Below are 15,118 nucleotides of genomic sequence, written 5' to 3'. Positions count from 1 at the left end.
GACGATGCCGGTGGGGATGTCGTCGAGGACGTGGCGGCGCGGGACATCCGCACCGATGCGTTTCTGGTGTTGGTGGTGCGGCCGAGCGGGGCGACGGGTTTCCGGCTGGGGACGATGGAACCGCGCGACGTTGTGTCGGTGAGCGGCGACCTGACGGAAGACGCCGGCGGGCTGATCGCGTGGTTTGCCAACCTGCCGGGCGAAGCGCGATTCCGTGATGGCTCGCGGGTGGTGGTGCGCTACAACGAGTCGGACGAACTGGTCGCCGAGGTGTTGTGATGGCCGTCGCCGGCGTCAACGTAGATCCGCGGTTTCCGAACGGACGGCCGCCAGCGAGCCTGCTGGCCGACAACGGCATCGGCTGGGCGCGGTTTTCGTACCGGGTGAGCCTCGGGGCCGGGACGACCGACCTCGGCGAGGCACACGGCGTGTACGGGCCGTACCTCGATGCACTTGCCCGGGCGCGCGTGCAGCCGATCGTGACGCTGACGCATGAGGCCTGGGGCGAGGCGCAGGGGTTCGACTGGGGCCGGATGAACCTGGCGGACTGGGCGCGGCTGATCAACGGGTACGTCGAGATGGCGCGGCGGATCGCGCAGCTGTACGGCGGCCGCGGCATGACTTACCAGATCTGGAACGAACCGGATCAGGCCAGCGAGGCGGCGGTAGGCATGCCGCCGATCACGTACGGGGCGCTGTTCAGCCGGGCGCGCGGGGCGATTCGCGGCGTGGACAGCACGGCGAAGGTCATCACGGCGGGGTTCGTGAGCGGGCCGGTGGCCGGGCCGGCGTACTTCAAGGCTACGGGGGTCGGTCCGGCGACCGACGGCGTGGCATTTCACCCGTATCTGGCGCAAGCGGCGGGTTACGGCACGTCGCCGTCGTTCGGCGATCAGATTGCCGCGTGGGATCGTGCGACGAGTCAGCCGCTGTATATCACCGAGTGGGGCATGCCGGGCGAATACTCGGCTAGCGATGCTCAGCTCGCGGCGTATGCACGCGAGTGTCTGTCTCAAGCGGTGGGGGCGCGGGCCGCGGTGTGGGCGCGGGCGGCGGTGTGGTTCGCATGGGCCGACGGGATGCACACGAGCGTGGGCGTGGTACGGCACGACGGGACGATCCGCGAAAATCTGCTGACGGCGCTGCGGGCCGACGGCGGGACGGAAACGCGACCCGGGCTGGCACGTGGCCGGTACCGGCTGGACTATCCGGGGAAGCGGATCAACGTGCGGCAGGACGCGAACCTCGGCGCCCCGGTGCTGACGCGGGTGTCGCACGGCGAGTCGGTGTTCGTGCTGCAGGACGACGGCGCATACGACGGGACGTACGTGTGGCAGACGGTAGAGACGGCCGGCGGGATTGTCGGAAAGATGGCGACGATTGGCGGGGCGTGGAAGCTCGCGCCGTCGTCTGCCGAGCAAGACGCCCGGACGCTGCTCGAAGGCGCCAAGGCGATGATCGACGAAGCACTCGCAAAACTCTAGGAGGGGTAGGACATGGCAGCGTTGAACGGGTTAACAGTGAGCCTCGATCCCGGGGTGAAGCACAGCATCGACATCACCGGGTCCGACGGGAGCGCGGGCGCGACGGTGACGTACGCGGTGACGCGCGGGTACGCAGCGGGGCGCGTGGTGGTGACGGTGGACGACGCGCAGCCGGGGACGATCAACGTGCTGCTGACCGATTCGGAGTCGGATGAAGATTACGTCGACCTCGACGGGGACAACAGCGGGGCGCCGCGCGTGGTGCGGTTGGGGCTGCCGATGACGGACAAGACCGGGGCGGCGATCGACGGGCAGTACATGCACGCGCTGTTTGGCGGGCAACTGCTGGTGCTGACGATCAGCGGCGGGAATGCGCAGGTGGACGCGGTGACGGTGAAGTTCGACCTGATCGCGGCGCACTAGGGACGGAAGGGCGGCAGACATGGCACGCAGAGGCATCTCGACGGCGGCGAAGCTGCTGCTTTTGCATAGGCGCGGCGGGGGCGGGGCGGCGTTCGTGCCGACCGACATCAGCGGGCTGGCGTTGTGGTTAGACGCCAGCGACAGCACGACGTTGTTTCAGGACAGCGCAGGCACGACGCCTGCGACGGCGAATGACGACGTGATTGGCCGGTGGGCGGACAAAAGCGGGAACGGCAACCACGCGACGCAGGAGACGACGGCAAATAAGCCGCTGCTGAAGACGGCGGTACAGAACGGGTTAAACACGGTGCGCGGAGACGGCACGGATGACTCGCTCTCATTTACAGGAAGCGGGCTGGCGTTGTTTCAAAACGTCGCCTATGCCTATACGTTCATAGTCGTAGATGCCAACTCGACATCGGGCCAGAAGGTGGCGTTTGCATTTGGATACCACATTACAAACGGCGCGCGATACTACATCGAAGACGGATTGTCCGCGAACAAATGGGATTGGCGAGGGCGGCGGTTAGACGGCGATTCTGCGACGGTTGCGTATTCCGGCACCAATCACGGCGGTGTACCCGTGCTTCTCACAGCGGCGGTAGCATTTGCCAGCGGTTCGGCGGTGTTGCGCCAAAACGGGACACAGGTGGGAACAGCCACGCCGTCGACAGGCAGTACAAGCAACACCGCGTCATTCGCGGCGCGGTTGTTTGCTGCGGATAATGGGGCGTTTTTTAGCCCGGCAGACATCGCTGAGGTATTAGTCTATACGCCGTCAAGCGCAATGAGCGCAGATGACATTACGGCAGTTGAAGCGTACCTAAACGCGAAATGGGCGGTGTATTGATGAGCGACTGGACACGACGCGCGACATTGATCTATCCCGTAGCGGCGTTTGATAACGCCCGCAAGGACGCCTGCGCCAACGCCTTCGTGGTGGCCGGGCTGGAGACGTTCGCCAACGAACGGCTGATGTTCGACAAGGCCGCGCCGGTGAGCACCGACTACGGCCTGACACAGACCCACGCGGCGATTAGTTCACAGTTGACCCCGGCGGTGGCGAGTGCGCTGGTCACGGCGCTAGCCGGGGTTAGCGGCTTGTGGTATCTGCTCGACGCGGAGACGGGCGACCTGATCGACACCAACGACCCGGCGAAGACGGGCGGGAAGGGCTTGCAGTGGGAGCCGGACATCGACGTGATCGCTCCTGAAGTATTGGAATATCAGGGGGCGCTTTACGAGGTCATCACGTCTCACACGACACAGATTGATTGGCCTCCTGCCGATACGGGGCAATACAAGGCCGCGCGGACGCTGTTCAGGCGGTATCGCGCGCCGGGTGAAGTCACCGAATGGGTACAGCCTATCGGCAGCGTCGACGCTTTCCCCCCCGGCGCACGGGTAACGCACAACGACAAGACGTGGCGCAACGGTCTGGAAATTCCGAACGTCTGGGAACCGGGAACGTTTCAATCCGGCTGGATTGACGAAAGTGCGCCACAGGTTGGCGAATGGTCGGGCGCGGGTGTGCAGTATATCGGCTTCCTCAACGACCCCGCCAATGCGTCGTTTGTGACGCGGAACGGTAATGTATATCGCTGTCAGCAGACGCACACCAGTCAACCGGCGTGGGCACCTGATGCGCCGGGCATGACGGCGATCTGGATACTCGCACCGTGACCGACCCCGCGCCGTCGTACCTGCGCCTACTCGCGGAACTTATCGCGCTGGTCGTGCTGGTCTACTACGGCCTGAACGTGGCGGATGCGGCGGCGGAGCGCCCGTTTGCGTGCCTCGGAGACGTGGACGGCGCGAGCGCGATACGCATCACGAATACGGCGCGCGAGACGGTGACGCCCGACGAACTGGCCGCGCTGTGGGCGCTGGAAGGCGAAAGCCTGTGGGTGGGGTACGAGCGCGGCGGTTGGTCGGAACGGGCGGCGATACGGGGCGAAACGGTGTTCTATGACGGGCTGAAGGACGGCGCGCGCTGGTGGGCGCTGGTGAAGGTCGGGGCAGCGTACAGCGTCGTGTACGTGTTCGCCAACACCGAACGGTACGCCGATGTCAACGGCGACCACTACGGGCATCACCCGTGCGGCGGGTGGGAGATTGCGCGGTGATACGTGTTCGCCATGTCACGCAGCTCGATCAGGGCGTCGCCAACATGTGTTTCCAGGCGGAGTTTGCGCAGGGATGGGAGTGGGTATCGGGCGAACAACTGCGGGCCATCGACGTGGCACGCGCGACGAACACGGCGGACGGTACGTTCACAGAACCGCTTCACGAGATCCCGCGCATTTTCCGCACGTATGGCGTGGCGTGGCACCACGAAGCGAACGCCACATGGGACTGGTGGGTCGAGCGCCATAATCAAGGTCTGCAGGAGCGCAAGATCGCGCTCAGCGTGCCCCCCGGCGTTCACACTCAGGGCGACGAAGACCAGGCTGCCGATCAGGGCGACCACAACCGCTATGATCGCTATGAGTCGCACCATTGCCAATTCTACTTTTCTGCCTCATTCGATGCGCGGCGGAGGTTTTCGGCCAGGAGGCGGCTGAGGAGTTCCTCGTCGCCGGCGGGGGTGCGGAGGGCGTCGGCGAGGTCGGTCCAACCGTAGGCGGCCAGCACGGCGGCATCGAGTTCGTCGTGCAGCTCGCGCAGGCGCGGGACGAATTGGACGCCGTTGAACGGGAACAGCTCGCGCGACAGCGGCTTGCCGGCGCGGTGGTCGGCCAGCGCGTTGTAAAGATTCGTGAGCGTGAGCTTGCGCAGCACGGACGGGTCATCGACGTCCGGCGGATTGAGCCAAAGGTCGCGCTCGCGGTGGAGCGTGGCGGCCAGCGAGGCGATTGCACGGACGGCGCGGGCCTGCGCAGAGGCGGGGCCTTCGCCGGGGTGATGCGTGCCGTTGGTTGCCAGCTTGAGCGCACGATCGGCGTAGAGGGCTTCGGGGCGGCCGGGTTCGTGGCCGGGCGGATACGGGAACGGGAAGGTCTCGAACGATGTCGAAGGTGTATACCGAGGCGTTGGGCCAAGCGAGGTACCGAGGCGAAGAGACCACAAATCATGGACATAGGACTGCAGGACGCCGAAGGCATAGTCGTCGTCACGTGCGACAACGATCAACTGATGATCCGGCACCGCGTTGGCATCCAACCATACGATTAGGCGGTGCTTCGACACATGCGGCGTAGCCAAGAATCTGGCCATGCCAGCAATTGCTCGACGCATTTCAGGTCTACTCCTAAGGGGTCGCCACCAGTTTTCACGCTCGGCGCGGACGGGATTGCCGTCCCTTGTCGGCTTCACGTGTATCTTCGCGTACTCAAACGGCGCTGTGAATGCTTCAGCCTCGTCAATCGACATATCCCCGAAGTTGATGATCCAGCGGTTTTGCCACCTACTCGCAACATCATTTCCGTTGATGGACGGTCTGACTACCTCAGCGTTACTTCGTTTTGATGCATTGACCTTCTCGATCATCGCACGTGCAGTGTTTTCAGGAATATCAAATGGGCCGCCCTTCTGAACACCTCTGAATGCGACGCCCGCGTTTTCTGGCAGTGGAGCTGAGGCCTGTACGTCAACTGTTGCGGACAGGTCAGAGTTAATCTCGCCTACGAATCTGTCGTCCAGCAGCTTGTGCTCGTGCCCACCAAACCCAAATCCAACGATAGAAACGCGCACTGATGCGCCATCAAGCAACCAAGGCCTGTCCGACCAGGCCATGAAGATGTCGCCGGACTGTTTGATACGCTCCAACACCACACGATTCGCCCCGCCGCGAATTGAGTTCGTAGCGATCAAGCCGGCGCGCTGCGTCCTGCCTGCCTCGATGCTCGAGCGCGCTTTCTCGAACCAGTAGCAGACGAGATCCGCAAAGGCGGGAATACGGCCCTCGTAAAGATCGAAGAGCGTGTCGACGTAGTCCCCAAGTTCGCCGCGAATCTTGTTGCCGCCTAAGAACGGGGGATTGCCAACAATCACCGTCGTTGAAGGCCATTCGGGTTCGACAATCCGCCCATCGTATGCGCGCAGGATGGCGTCGGCGTTCTCGATGTGCTCGGTGCCGTCGTCGGCGATGATGGGGGACGGGAGCGCGTCCGGCTCCGGCGGCCTGCCGGGAAGCTGCGGCTTGAGATAGCCGTCGCGGGCGAAGCGCCACTGCAGGTAGCCGATCCACACCACGACGCGGGCCAGTTCGGCGGCGAAGGTGTTCAGCTCGATGCCGTAGAGCTGCAGCGGGGTGACGGTGTCGCGGCGCGGCAGGCCGAGCGGCTTGAAGTGCTCGTGCACCTTGTCCTCGAGGTCTTTCATGGCGCGCAGGCTCATATAGAGGAAGTTCCCGCTGCCGCAGGCGGGGTCCAGCACGGTGGTGTCGCGCAGCGCGGCGAGCATGTCGTCATAAAGGCCGGCCAGCTGCCGGCGCGCGGCGTCGGCTTCGCGCGGGGATTTGTCGAGTTCGGGCCAGAGGGCGCCAGTCTCAGCGATGATCGCGTCCCACTTGCGGCGCAACGGCTGCATGAGGACGGGGTCGATCACGAGGCGGATGTCGTCCTCGGACGTGTAGTGGGCGCCGAGCTGGGCGCGCTTGGAGGGGTCGAGGGCACGCTCGAACACAGTGCCGAAGATGCTGGGACTCACCCACCGCCAGTCGGAGCGGTTGACCTCGTAGAGGATGTTGCGGGCGTTGGCGTTGGTCGTGAGGTCGATCACGACGTCGTCGGCGTTGGCGTCGAAGAGGCCGCCGTTGAAGTAGGCGATCGGCTGGGCGAAGACGCGATTGCGCTGGCCAGCCATGCCCTGGAACAGCTCGGCGACGGCGTCGTGGAAGCTGGCCGGGTCGGAGCGGGCGGTATCGACGATGTATTCCAACACGGGCTGATCGCCGACGCGCGGCAGGAGGCCGACGTCTTCGGCGAAGATGGCGAAGATGAGCTTGGTGAGAAAGCGGGCGACCTGCATCGGCGTGATTGACGGGTCGCCGCCTTCCTTTTCGTCACGGAGGACGACGGCGAGGTCGGCGAAGCGGCCGGCAAGTTGTTCGGTGACGCGCTCGCGTTGGGCGGCGGCATCGAGGCGCTGCCGCTGCAGGCGCTCGGGATCGGCGATGGCGGCGTAGACGAGGTCGCGGATCTCCTGCCGGCGCAGGTCGGTGTTGCGGAATACCCACGGCTGGTGGTCGATATTCGGCCACTGCGGGAAGATGCGGAACTCCTCGAAGTCGCAGACGATTAGCAGCGGCGGGTTGTTGAGGCCGGGGGCGTAGCTGACGAGCTGCGAATAGGCGAGGTCGAGATTGCGGCCTTTGGCCTTGTACTCCCACGCGAAATGGCGCGGGCGGTAGACGTCGGCGCGGCCGACGGCGCCGTCGGCTTTGGGCACGTTCTCTTCGAAGAGGATGGGCGCGTCGCTGGTCAGGATGCGCGGCTCGTTGGGGTCGAAGCCGACCAGCTGGCAGAGTTGCAGAAAGTGCGACTGGTAGCCTTGGATTTCGTTGCGCGTGCTGTCGCTCCAGTGAGCGACGAACTCATCGGGCGTAAGGGGCATGCCGGGCGGTCTCCGCGTGCGAGTGTTACGGACAGTTTAGCGCGGGGGTGGGGGCGTGGGCAAGCAGATTGAACGATTCGCTTCTTTGTGTTGCGCAGGAGCGATTGGTATACACTATCAACAGTGTTCAATACTACGGGACGAGTTAAGTTGATGCGCATACTTTTCGCCGTGACGGCCGTGTTCTTTCTCCTGTTCATTCCCTCGAGCGCGCAGCAAGTGACCAGTCCGAACACCGATCCGCGGACGCTGTCGGGCGTGTACCAAGGCCAACAGATCGACTTCATCGTCGACCGTGTCGAGCTGTTGACGTCGGCGGCCGGCGCACGCGCAGACGTCGGCGTGCTGGCGCTGTTCGTCGGGCGGATTCGATCGGCGCGGGACGGCTGCCTGCACGGCTACGACTTCAAGCTGGTGCTGGACGGCGGGCTGTATGAGGCGTCGACGCAGTGGATGGACCGACTCAAGGCGTATGCGGGGAACCGCGACTATCCGGGCTGGGGGATTGTCGGGCAGTGCTTCAGCGGCAATCGGGACGCCCAGTCGTTCCTGGTATTCGACGTGCCGAACCGGCCGGCCGACGCCGAGCTGACGCTCTTCGCGGGGCGTCTGGTGCTGACCGACTGGAACGTCATGATCGCCGAACTGAACGCACCGACGGCTACACCGTCGCCGACATCGACCCCGACGGCGACGTTCACGTCGTCAGCGACATTCACAGCGACTTCCAGTCCGACGGCGACGATCACGCCGACGCCATTCTTCACGATCCGCGTACGATCGAACAACGCGCGCGTTCGCGAATGTGCGGCAACGTCGTGCGACGTCCTCGCGATCGTCAACGCCGGGCCGCTGATCACGGTCGGGGTCGAGACGGGCGAGTCGGTGCTCGGCAGTTCGGACTGGTACAGGCTGATCCTGCGCGAAGGCGAAGGCTACATTCATGCGTCGCTCGTCGACGTGGCGCCGATTGAGACGGCGACTCCGAAGGTTCCGGCGCCGACCAACACGAGCGTGCGGCAGTCGACGCCGACCAGCCGGGTGCGAACGATCACCGGGCAGCCCTACCGAACGACGGGAACGGCGCGGATGCGGAGCTGCGCCAGCACGAACTGCGACGTCGTGATCACGCTGCCGCAGAACACGCTGATCTACGTCAACGGCGTTGCGGACGGTCAGAGCGTGTCCGGCAGTACGGAGTGGTACGACATGGAGACGACCGACGGGACGCGCGGGTTCATCCACAGCAGCGCCGCGCGCGCCGGGGCAAACAACTTCATCCCCGGGCAGGCAGCGCCGCCGACCTCTCCGCCGTCAAACGGAGGCAATCCGGTGAGCACGGTGCCGCCCACCAGCGGTCCGCCGCCGGTGACGTGGAACTGCAGCGGGGACCTGTACAACTGCAGCAGCTTCGCCACACGCAGCGAGCTGATGAGCTACTGGAACGCGTGCCCGGGCGATCCGTCGCGGCTGGACGGGGACAAAGACGGGATTCCGTGCGAGAACTGAGGGGGCACGCGGCTGGCGGCGTGGGCAAGGTGGCTGGTGAACCCCTCACCCACGGCCCCTCTCCCGACCTGCGGTGCTCCGGTTAGTCGTCGCAAGCGAGTAGAGGGGAGGCGCGAAGGCGCGCGAAGACTGACTGGCTTGGAGACTTATGGACAACTTTCAATTGATGCACGTATCATGTCACATGAACTGTGACCAGAATCGAGTGTCCGTGGCGCGGCACTACTTGCCTTTACGCTTCTCGTCATCACTTTCGCGAATGATAATGCCACCCTTTCGACTGGTCGTGCCACCAGGCTGGATGCGGGGATCGATCAGCGGCTTCTCCCTTTCTGCATCCCTGCGAATTGTTGGGGACTTCGGCTTATCGTTGGTTTCGGAATTGGGTTTCGGTTGACGTGGATCGGGCTTTGACATGAACAATCTCCAAAACGCGGACAGCACTCTGATTATAAAGCACGAACTACTCGCGCGGTGCACTGCGCTCTTTGACAAGCTCGAAGCCAACAACGACACCTTAGACTCCAAGTCCTGGCAGCTGCAGCTGGCCGGCTCGGGCATCGTCGTGGCACTTGCGACCTTCGGAAAGGATATGTTTTCCGACGGCGACGCGTCTATCGTCGCCACGATCATCGCATTGGGAACTTTCGTTGTGTCGATCTTCTGCGGCGGCGCATGTGTGCGGTCACGTAAAGTAACGTACGTGCCTGGAGTCGGCGCGGGTGAGACAATGTCCGCCATGTCCATGCTAGAGCGGTACGTCAGCCCCGATTATTCGCACGTCGATGTGCTGCTAGTCGATTTTCTTGGCACGGATAAAGCTCCCGGAGCACTCGAGCGCCTGCAGAAGATCAATGATGGTAAGTCCGCGTGGATGCATCGACAGCTGATTGCCACTGGCATCTCTATTGTTGCTGCAATCGTGGCCCTACTTGTTGCCTAAGCGTGAACGCGACGACTGCTTGCCGGGGAAACACGGCAGCGGACAAAGATCTCCTGCAAAAGTTGCCGACGAAATTCTCGGGTGGAATCGAACGCCCCCGACGGCCATCGGGGGCCTTGATGTGAGGGAAATCTGTAGAACAGGTGTATATCACTTCGACCGTTGGTGCTTGAGGTGATCTCGCATGTACGAACTTTCGCGAAGGATTCTGGCTGCTATCCTGATCCTGCTGCTGCTAGTGGTTTTCTTCTCCGCAGTCTTGGGGCCGCTCCCAGCATCGTAAATCAATCGACTTCCGCTTCGTCGTAGATGATGTCGTCGACGTCGTCTTCGTAGTCGTAGTCGTCCTTCATCGTCGTCGGGATCGCCGGCGGGGGCGACGGAGGCCTCGAGGGGTTCCATCTCAATGCGGGCGGCGCTGTGCGTTTTGCAGATGACGGCGGACAGCTCGGCCAGCAGGCGCAGGGCTTCGGCCTGCGTGTCGGTCTGGCCATCGAGCGCGTCGGCCGGGCCGGACTTCCAGCGGCGAATCTCGCGCTGCAGCATGGCCAGATGGTCGTTGACGCGCGCGACCGCGTGGTTGAGATCCTCGAGCGCGACCGGGTCGGGCTGATCGTCCTCGACGTCCACCGGGTGAACCTGCGTGGCGTACACATGGTTGTGCCACGACTCGCCGGCGAAGATGACATTCAGACCGGGCCATTCGCGGAGTTCGTGGACGCGGCCGAGGTGCTTGCCGACGCGGACCGGGTCGCCGACGGCAACGGTATGCGCCGCGTCGGGCGGGACAAACAGCTTGGCGCCTTCGTGGTAGGGCAGCTCTGGCGGCTCGGCGGGATCGGGCAGGGCGGGGAGGCCGAGCATTTCGGCGCCGGCGGCGGTGATGGCCCAAAACGTGGCCGTCGTATCGCGGTCGCCGGGCCAACGCGGCACGCGCGGGCGTTCGATGGAGCGCAGCAGCCCGTCCTTGACAAACTTCTCTTCGAAGCTGTCCAGTGCGTGGAAGTTGAGGCGGTGCGTGTACTCTCTGGTCGCCTTCTGGCGGTGGTAGAGCGACTTGAAGTCGTCGCGGAGCCGGCCGGGGATGAAATACGATTTGCGCTTACCGTACCGGTCGTACTCGAGCCTGGCGAACGGGTCGGATGCGATGTACGCCTCGGCCATGGCACGGCCGACGGCAGTGAGATTGACGTTGGGGGGCGAGAAGAGGATGACGCCGGCGTTGACAAGACGATCACGCCAGTTCCACTCGACGGAGAGACCGCAATATGCCTGGAACGCCTGCTTCTGTGCCGCGGGGTCCTGAATGAGCGCGGCGCAGGCCGTGGGCGGCGTTGGCGGAGACGCTGAACAGGACGGCGTCGCGCTTGGATCCGTCGCGGATGTCGGCGGCGATCTCGGCACAGCCGGCCTGTTTGGCCGCTTCGACGCGGTGGAAGCCGTCGGCGAGCCAGTGGTCGGTGCCGTCGTGGAAGACGATCACGGGCGGGAACACGGCGCCGGCGGCCATCTGTTCGGCGTAGTCGGCGACGATGGCCTGCTCGATGCCGACGCGGGTCTGCGTGCCGCCGTCCAGGCGGATAAAATCGAGGGTAAGGACGTGCATGAGGATGTCTCCTTGTGAGCGATGACGGCGCTAACCTTCGAGCGCGGAGCTGGCGGTACGGACGATATCGGCGTAGTTGTCGACTTTGCGGGCGGTGAGGCCGGTCAAGGCCTGCTCGCGGACGTCGCGGAGGGCGCCGCGCAGGGAGTCGATGCGGTTCTCGTGCAGACCGGCCGAATCCTTGAGCGTGTCGCGTTCGTAGCGCAGATTCTGAACTTCTTCGGCGAACTCGACGGTCATGTGCGCGCCGTTGTCGCCAAGCTGCATGGGGATGACGGCGTCGCCGCGTAGGAACAGGCGTGTGTCGACGGTTTCTATCTCGCCGGCGGCCTCGAGCTCGGCGCGGATGGCCGCGACCGTCTTGTGATCGACGTCCAAACTGCGGGCGATTTCGCGGTCGGCGTACTGGACCCAATCGCCGTCGCGCAGGAGCTGCGCGATCGCCTCGCGCTTTTCGGTGTTGGTGCGCTTGGGGGCGGGCGCGACGATGGCAGCCGGCGGCCGGGGCGGCTTCGGTTTGGCTGGGGCGCCGTCGTCCTGGCGCGGAGGCAGGTCGAGCACGACGCCGGCGTGCTGCTCGACGAAGGCCTCGCCGTCGGGCGTGAGGTCATGGCCGCCGTCGCGGCGGGGCGCGATCCAACCGCGCTTGAGCAGCGCGTTGATGCGCGATCCGTGGATCTTGAGGACGGGCGTTTGCTGCAGCTCGCGCAGGTCGCGCAGCCACAATTGTTCTTGCAGGGTGATGTCCACTGGAACGATCTCCTTCATGATTCGGCGGGGTTCGGGTTCGGGGGACGGGCGCTCGACACCGTGCAGGAAGTCGACGCCGGCGTCCGAGAGGCGGAACCCGCCGGGAACCGGCACGACAAACCCGAAATTGACGAGCGTATTGAGCGTGCGGGGCGGCACAGCGGTGTTCCAACCGTCGTACAGCAGGCGCAGCGCGTCGGTCCATTGGGCGCGCAGGGTGGCATCGGGCGAAGGCGTCAACATGGCGGGCCTCAGGCGGACTTGGCGGACTGGCGGGCGGCGACCTGATCGGCGTGCCAGCGGCGGTATTCGGCGCCGAACTTGGCGATGAAGTCGCAGACCATGGCGGCCAGATCGCCGGTCATCTGCGGGGTGCGGCCGGCCAGGTAGAGGGCAAAGGCGGTCACGTCGTCTTCGGTGCAGCGATCGCGGGCGTCGACGTAGTGCGTGCTGCCATGGCTCAGCTCGTAGGTGAGCACGTCGAGGATCTCGGACGCGGGATCGTCGAAGTAGATCTGATCGCCGTAGCCGCTGTGAAGGTCCTCGAAGATCATTTCCTCGGCGTCGGCGATGCCCTGCTCGTAGGATTCCTCCATGAGGTTCAGGGATGGCGTCGGCGATCTCGACGGCGGTTTGCAGCGCGGCCCGGGCGACGTTGGCGCCGGCGTGGGCGATGACGCCGACCTCCTGCGTGCGCTCCCAGATGAGGGAGATAGCGCGGGCGCCGTCGTGGTCGCCGGCGTCGGTGTGATCCTGCCAGAGGGCGCCCAGCTTGTGGCCGATGTCATTGAGGGTGTCGGCCGGGTCGGCGAGGGCGAGAACCTGCTGCTTGATGACGGCGATGGCGGTTTCGTCGATCATGGGATGCTCCTTGTGCGATGGCGCGGGCTAGACCGGCTGGCTGCCGGTGAGATCGTGGATGGCGCGCATGGGCGCGACGGGATTGGCGGCGAACTGATCGGCGAGATTGCGCTTGAAGGTGGCGAGGAGGTCGGGGACGACATGCGCCCTCACCCCTAGCCCCTCTCCCTCAGGGAGAGGGGAATTAACTTCGCCGCCGGTCAGAACTGCCGCGGACGGCGCGCGGGTGGGGATTGATGGTGCCGGGGCGTGGGGTGCGCGGGCGGGGACGGGCTGCTGTGCGGCACGCGGGGCGCGCTTGCCCTTGCGGCCGGGTTTGCGGTCGCGGCGGAGAATGACATTGACGGACGATCCGTCCAGCGCGTAGTGCTCGACCTTCCAGCCGGCAAGCCAGCGCGACCGTAGATCGTGCGGGGTGATGTCGAAGACGAAATCGCATTCGACCTGCGCATCGGTGCCGTGGACGGTGGCGATCTGCTGCTCGAGGGCACGGTGTTCGCGCTTGAGGGCGTCGCGCTCAGCCTGTGCGTCTTCGGCGGCCTTGAGGGCGAGCGCGTGGCTGGTCTTCAGCTCGACGACTTTGGCCGCTTCGTTCATGTACATGTCGGAGAGGCTGGAGATGCGCTTCTCGAAGTCAGCGCGAGTGTCCTCGGCCGGCTTGGCGATGGCGGCATCGCGCTCCGCTTCGGCAGCCTTGACGCGGGCCTCGAGGGCGATGATCTGTTCGATCAGGGCGTCGCGGTCGGCGCGCAGCTCGGCGATGACGGAGGAGTCGGAAGCCCTCACCCCTAGCCCCTCTTCCTCAGAAACCTCACCCCCCGGCCCCCTCTCCCGAAGAGAGGGGGAGACGGGCTGCGTAGGCTGGGGCGGATCGGACGTGTCGGGCAGGTCGAAGAACCGGAGTTCGCGGACGGTGGTTTGCTCGGTCATGGGTAGATCCTCCAAAGGATAGGGGCGGCCGATACAGAGGCAGCCGTAGCCGGTGATGCGATAGAAGTAGGTGTCGACGTCGCCGGGCGTTGCGCCGAGGCGCTTCTCGAAGAGGCCGAGGTCGACGAGCTGATCGGCAGTGCGGGCGCCGCCGACGGCGCGGTGATTGGCCCAGCAGGCGTAGGGCTTGCCGACTTCGGCAGCGGCCAGCATGAGGGCGTGCGCGGCGTGAAGCGCGGCGAGGTGGAACGGTTGCAGCGTGTTCATGAGCGGCTTCCTCGCGGCAGGGGGACGCCGCCGGCGTCGACGAAGACGAGCCAGTCGCCGGAGGGGAGCTGCACGGCATCCCAGGACGGACGCGGGCCGGCGACGCGGCGGTAGGCGGCGGAGTAGCTGCCGAGATGTTTGGCGGCGGCGCCGAGGCGGACGACCGGCCGGCCGGCGTAGGTTTCACCGGCCCAGCCATCGGGCGCGACGTGGGGAATTTCCCCACCTGCCGGAGCGGTGGTGGCGTCCCACACGGCGCGTTGGGCCTCGCGAAGCTGGGCGCGCAGGGCGTCGATCTGCTGCAGCGCGTCGGCCAGCTCGTCGGCGAGCTGCTGATAGGACTTGTCGTTGGCGCGGATGACGGCCGTGGACATTGCGGCACCGACCTTCGGGGTAATGATCATGAGGAACCGCCTTTCGTTCGGGTGTCTGGGTTCAATCGGTCTTTTGATTTGCGGCTGCGTCGCAGGTTGCGCTCGAGCTGGTCGATGGCGTGCACCAACTGCTGTTCGCGCGGGGTGGGATGCGCCCGGCCGGCACACATGCGGCCAAGCGCCTGGACGTCGTCCTCGGCGAGGGCGGCGAGATGATCGGGGCGGACGGGGTCAGGCATGGGGTTATCCGATCGCCTGGGCGAGCGCCCTCACCCCTAGCCCCTCTCCCGACCTGCGGTGCTCCCGTTGGTCGTCAGGGCGAGGGGAAGAAACCTCACCCCCGGCCCCTCTCCACAGTGGAGAGGGGGGAACCTCACCCCTAGCCCCTCTCCCGAGGAGAGGGGAATCTGATCCC

17 protein-coding genes are annotated in these 15,118 nt (G+C 65.2%); 8 read left to right on the top strand and 9 right to left on the bottom strand.

What is annotated here, in order from left to right; genetic code table 11:
* The first annotated feature begins 30 nt into the window (after nt 1-30).
* The 6 genes from IPM16_06715 to IPM16_06690 are packed head-to-tail and all read left to right on the top strand — an operon-like array spanning nt 31 to nt 4,033.
* Nucleotides 31-279, top strand: a complete 249-nt coding sequence (locus tag IPM16_06715) for a hypothetical protein (GenBank protein MBK9122799.1) — start codon at nt 31-33, stop codon at nt 277-279.
* Entirely contained in the window at nt 279-1,484 is a 1,206-nt protein-coding gene (locus IPM16_06710; GenBank protein ID MBK9122798.1) for an SH3 domain-containing protein, read from the top strand. The genes IPM16_06715 and IPM16_06710 overlap by 1 nt, the downstream gene beginning before the upstream one ends.
* 12 nt (nt 1,485-1,496) lie before the next feature.
* Nucleotides 1,497-1,907, top strand: a complete 411-nt coding sequence (locus tag IPM16_06705) for a hypothetical protein (protein ID MBK9122797.1) — start codon at nt 1,497-1,499, stop codon at nt 1,905-1,907.
* Nucleotides 1,908-1,926: 19 nt separating this feature from the next.
* Nucleotides 1,927-2,757, top strand: a complete 831-nt coding sequence (locus IPM16_06700) for a hypothetical protein (protein ID MBK9122796.1) — start codon at nt 1,927-1,929, stop codon at nt 2,755-2,757.
* On the top strand, nt 2,757-3,590 hold the full coding sequence (locus IPM16_06695; protein ID MBK9122795.1) for a hypothetical protein: 834 nt from the start codon (nt 2,757-2,759) through the stop codon (nt 3,588-3,590). Before IPM16_06700 ends, IPM16_06695 begins: the two co-directional genes overlap by 1 nt.
* Nucleotides 3,587-4,033: a hypothetical protein gene (locus tag IPM16_06690; GenBank protein MBK9122794.1), complete on the top strand. Its 447-nt coding sequence runs from the start codon at nt 3,587-3,589 to the stop codon at nt 4,031-4,033. The genes IPM16_06695 and IPM16_06690 overlap by 4 nt, the downstream gene beginning before the upstream one ends.
* Before the next feature lie 382 nt (nt 4,034-4,415).
* Here IPM16_06690 and IPM16_06685 read toward each other — a convergent pair whose 3' ends face one another.
* On the bottom strand, nt 4,416-7,463 hold the full coding sequence (locus IPM16_06685) for a class I SAM-dependent DNA methyltransferase (GenBank protein ID MBK9122793.1): 3,048 nt from the start codon (nt 7,461-7,463) through the stop codon (nt 4,416-4,418).
* Nucleotides 7,464-7,616: 153 nt separating this feature from the next.
* Between IPM16_06685 and IPM16_06680 the strand changes: the two genes are divergently transcribed.
* On the top strand, nt 7,617-8,972 hold the full coding sequence (locus IPM16_06680) for an excalibur calcium-binding domain-containing protein (protein ID MBK9122792.1): 1,356 nt from the start codon (nt 7,617-7,619) through the stop codon (nt 8,970-8,972).
* A gap of 222 nt (nt 8,973-9,194) precedes the next feature.
* On the opposite strand, the gene IPM16_06675 is transcribed toward IPM16_06680, so the two are convergent.
* Nucleotides 9,195-9,389, bottom strand: coding sequence for a hypothetical protein (locus tag IPM16_06675; GenBank protein ID MBK9122791.1), 195 nt, complete (start codon nt 9,387-9,389; stop codon nt 9,195-9,197).
* Between IPM16_06675 and IPM16_06670 the strand changes: the two genes are divergently transcribed.
* The gene (locus IPM16_06670) at nt 9,388-9,915 is read left to right on the top strand and encodes a hypothetical protein (GenBank protein MBK9122790.1); all 528 of its coding nucleotides are present in this window, start codon (nt 9,388-9,390) and stop codon (nt 9,913-9,915) included. The two genes, IPM16_06675 and IPM16_06670, sit on opposite strands and share 2 nt — an antisense overlap.
* 150 nt (nt 9,916-10,065) lie before the next feature.
* Here the strand turns inward: IPM16_06670 and IPM16_06665 are convergent, their stop codons facing one another.
* The 7 genes from IPM16_06665 to IPM16_06635 all read right to left on the bottom strand — a co-directional run bounded on the left by IPM16_06665 (nt 10,066) and on the right by IPM16_06635 (nt 14,942).
* On the bottom strand, nt 10,066-11,079 hold the full coding sequence (locus tag IPM16_06665) for a hypothetical protein (GenBank protein MBK9122789.1): 1,014 nt from the start codon (nt 11,077-11,079) through the stop codon (nt 10,066-10,068).
* 70 nt (nt 11,080-11,149) lie between these two features.
* Entirely contained in the window at nt 11,150-11,521 is a 372-nt protein-coding gene (locus IPM16_06660; GenBank protein MBK9122788.1) for a ParB-like nuclease domain-containing protein, read from the bottom strand.
* Nucleotides 11,522-11,551: 30 nt separating this feature from the next.
* The gene (locus tag IPM16_06655) at nt 11,552-12,514 is read right to left on the bottom strand and encodes a hypothetical protein (GenBank protein ID MBK9122787.1); all 963 of its coding nucleotides are present in this window, start codon (nt 12,512-12,514) and stop codon (nt 11,552-11,554) included.
* Nucleotides 12,515-12,522: 8 nt separating this feature from the next.
* Nucleotides 12,523-12,867 (bottom strand): hypothetical protein, encoded by a 345-nt coding sequence (locus IPM16_06650; protein MBK9122786.1) that lies wholly within the window; start codon nt 12,865-12,867, stop codon nt 12,523-12,525.
* 292 nt (nt 12,868-13,159) lie between these two features.
* Complete coding sequence (locus tag IPM16_06645) at nt 13,160-14,329, bottom strand: hypothetical protein (GenBank protein MBK9122785.1); 1,170 nt, start codon at nt 14,327-14,329, stop codon at nt 13,160-13,162.
* Complete coding sequence (locus IPM16_06640) at nt 14,326-14,733, bottom strand: hypothetical protein (GenBank protein ID MBK9122784.1); 408 nt, start codon at nt 14,731-14,733, stop codon at nt 14,326-14,328. The genes IPM16_06645 and IPM16_06640 overlap by 4 nt, the downstream gene beginning before the upstream one ends.
* The gene (locus tag IPM16_06635) at nt 14,730-14,942 is read right to left on the bottom strand and encodes a hypothetical protein (GenBank protein MBK9122783.1); all 213 of its coding nucleotides are present in this window, start codon (nt 14,940-14,942) and stop codon (nt 14,730-14,732) included. Before IPM16_06635 ends, IPM16_06640 begins: the two co-directional genes overlap by 4 nt.
* Nucleotides 14,943-15,118: the final 176 nt, after the last annotated feature.

The sequence above is a fragment of the Candidatus Flexicrinis affinis genome, from assembly GCA_016716525.1.
Lineage (GTDB): Bacteria > Chloroflexota > Anaerolineae > Aggregatilineales > Phototrophicaceae > Flexicrinis > Flexicrinis affinis.
This window is presented reverse-complemented; position numbering and strand designations above follow the sequence as displayed.

Bases quoted from the DNA above. Each gene is read 5' to 3' on its own strand.
- IPM16_06710 (MBK9122798.1), top strand. From the start codon at position 279: ATGGCCGTCGCCGGCGTCAACGTAGATCCGCGGTTTCCGAACGGACGG.
- IPM16_06705 (MBK9122797.1), top strand. From the start codon at position 1,497: ATGGCAGCGTTGAACGGGTTAACAGTGAGCCTCGATCCCGGGGTGAAG.
- IPM16_06700 (MBK9122796.1), top strand. From the start codon at position 1,927: ATGGCACGCAGAGGCATCTCGACGGCGGCGAAGCTGCTGCTTTTGCAT.
- IPM16_06695 (MBK9122795.1), top strand. From the start codon at position 2,757: ATGAGCGACTGGACACGACGCGCGACATTGATCTATCCCGTAGCGGCG.
- IPM16_06685 (MBK9122793.1), bottom strand. From the start codon at position 7,463: ATGCCCCTTACGCCCGATGAGTTCGTCGCTCACTGGAGCGACAGCACG.
- IPM16_06680 (MBK9122792.1), top strand. From the start codon at position 7,617: ATGCGCATACTTTTCGCCGTGACGGCCGTGTTCTTTCTCCTGTTCATT.
- IPM16_06670 (MBK9122790.1), top strand. From the start codon at position 9,388: ATGAACAATCTCCAAAACGCGGACAGCACTCTGATTATAAAGCACGAA.
- IPM16_06675 (MBK9122791.1), bottom strand. From the start codon at position 9,389: ATGTCAAAGCCCGATCCACGTCAACCGAAACCCAATTCCGAAACCAAC.
- IPM16_06665 (MBK9122789.1), bottom strand. From the start codon at position 11,079: ATGGCCGAGGCGTACATCGCATCCGACCCGTTCGCCAGGCTCGAGTAC.
- IPM16_06660 (MBK9122788.1), bottom strand. From the start codon at position 11,521: ATGCACGTCCTTACCCTCGATTTTATCCGCCTGGACGGCGGCACGCAG.
- IPM16_06655 (MBK9122787.1), bottom strand. From the start codon at position 12,514: ATGTTGACGCCTTCGCCCGATGCCACCCTGCGCGCCCAATGGACCGAC.
- IPM16_06650 (MBK9122786.1), bottom strand. From the start codon at position 12,867: ATGGAGGAATCCTACGAGCAGGGCATCGCCGACGCCGAGGAAATGATC.
- IPM16_06645 (MBK9122785.1), bottom strand. From the start codon at position 14,329: ATGAACACGCTGCAACCGTTCCACCTCGCCGCGCTTCACGCCGCGCAC.
- IPM16_06640 (MBK9122784.1), bottom strand. From the start codon at position 14,733: ATGATCATTACCCCGAAGGTCGGTGCCGCAATGTCCACGGCCGTCATC.
- IPM16_06635 (MBK9122783.1), bottom strand. From the start codon at position 14,942: ATGCCTGACCCCGTCCGCCCCGATCATCTCGCCGCCCTCGCCGAGGAC.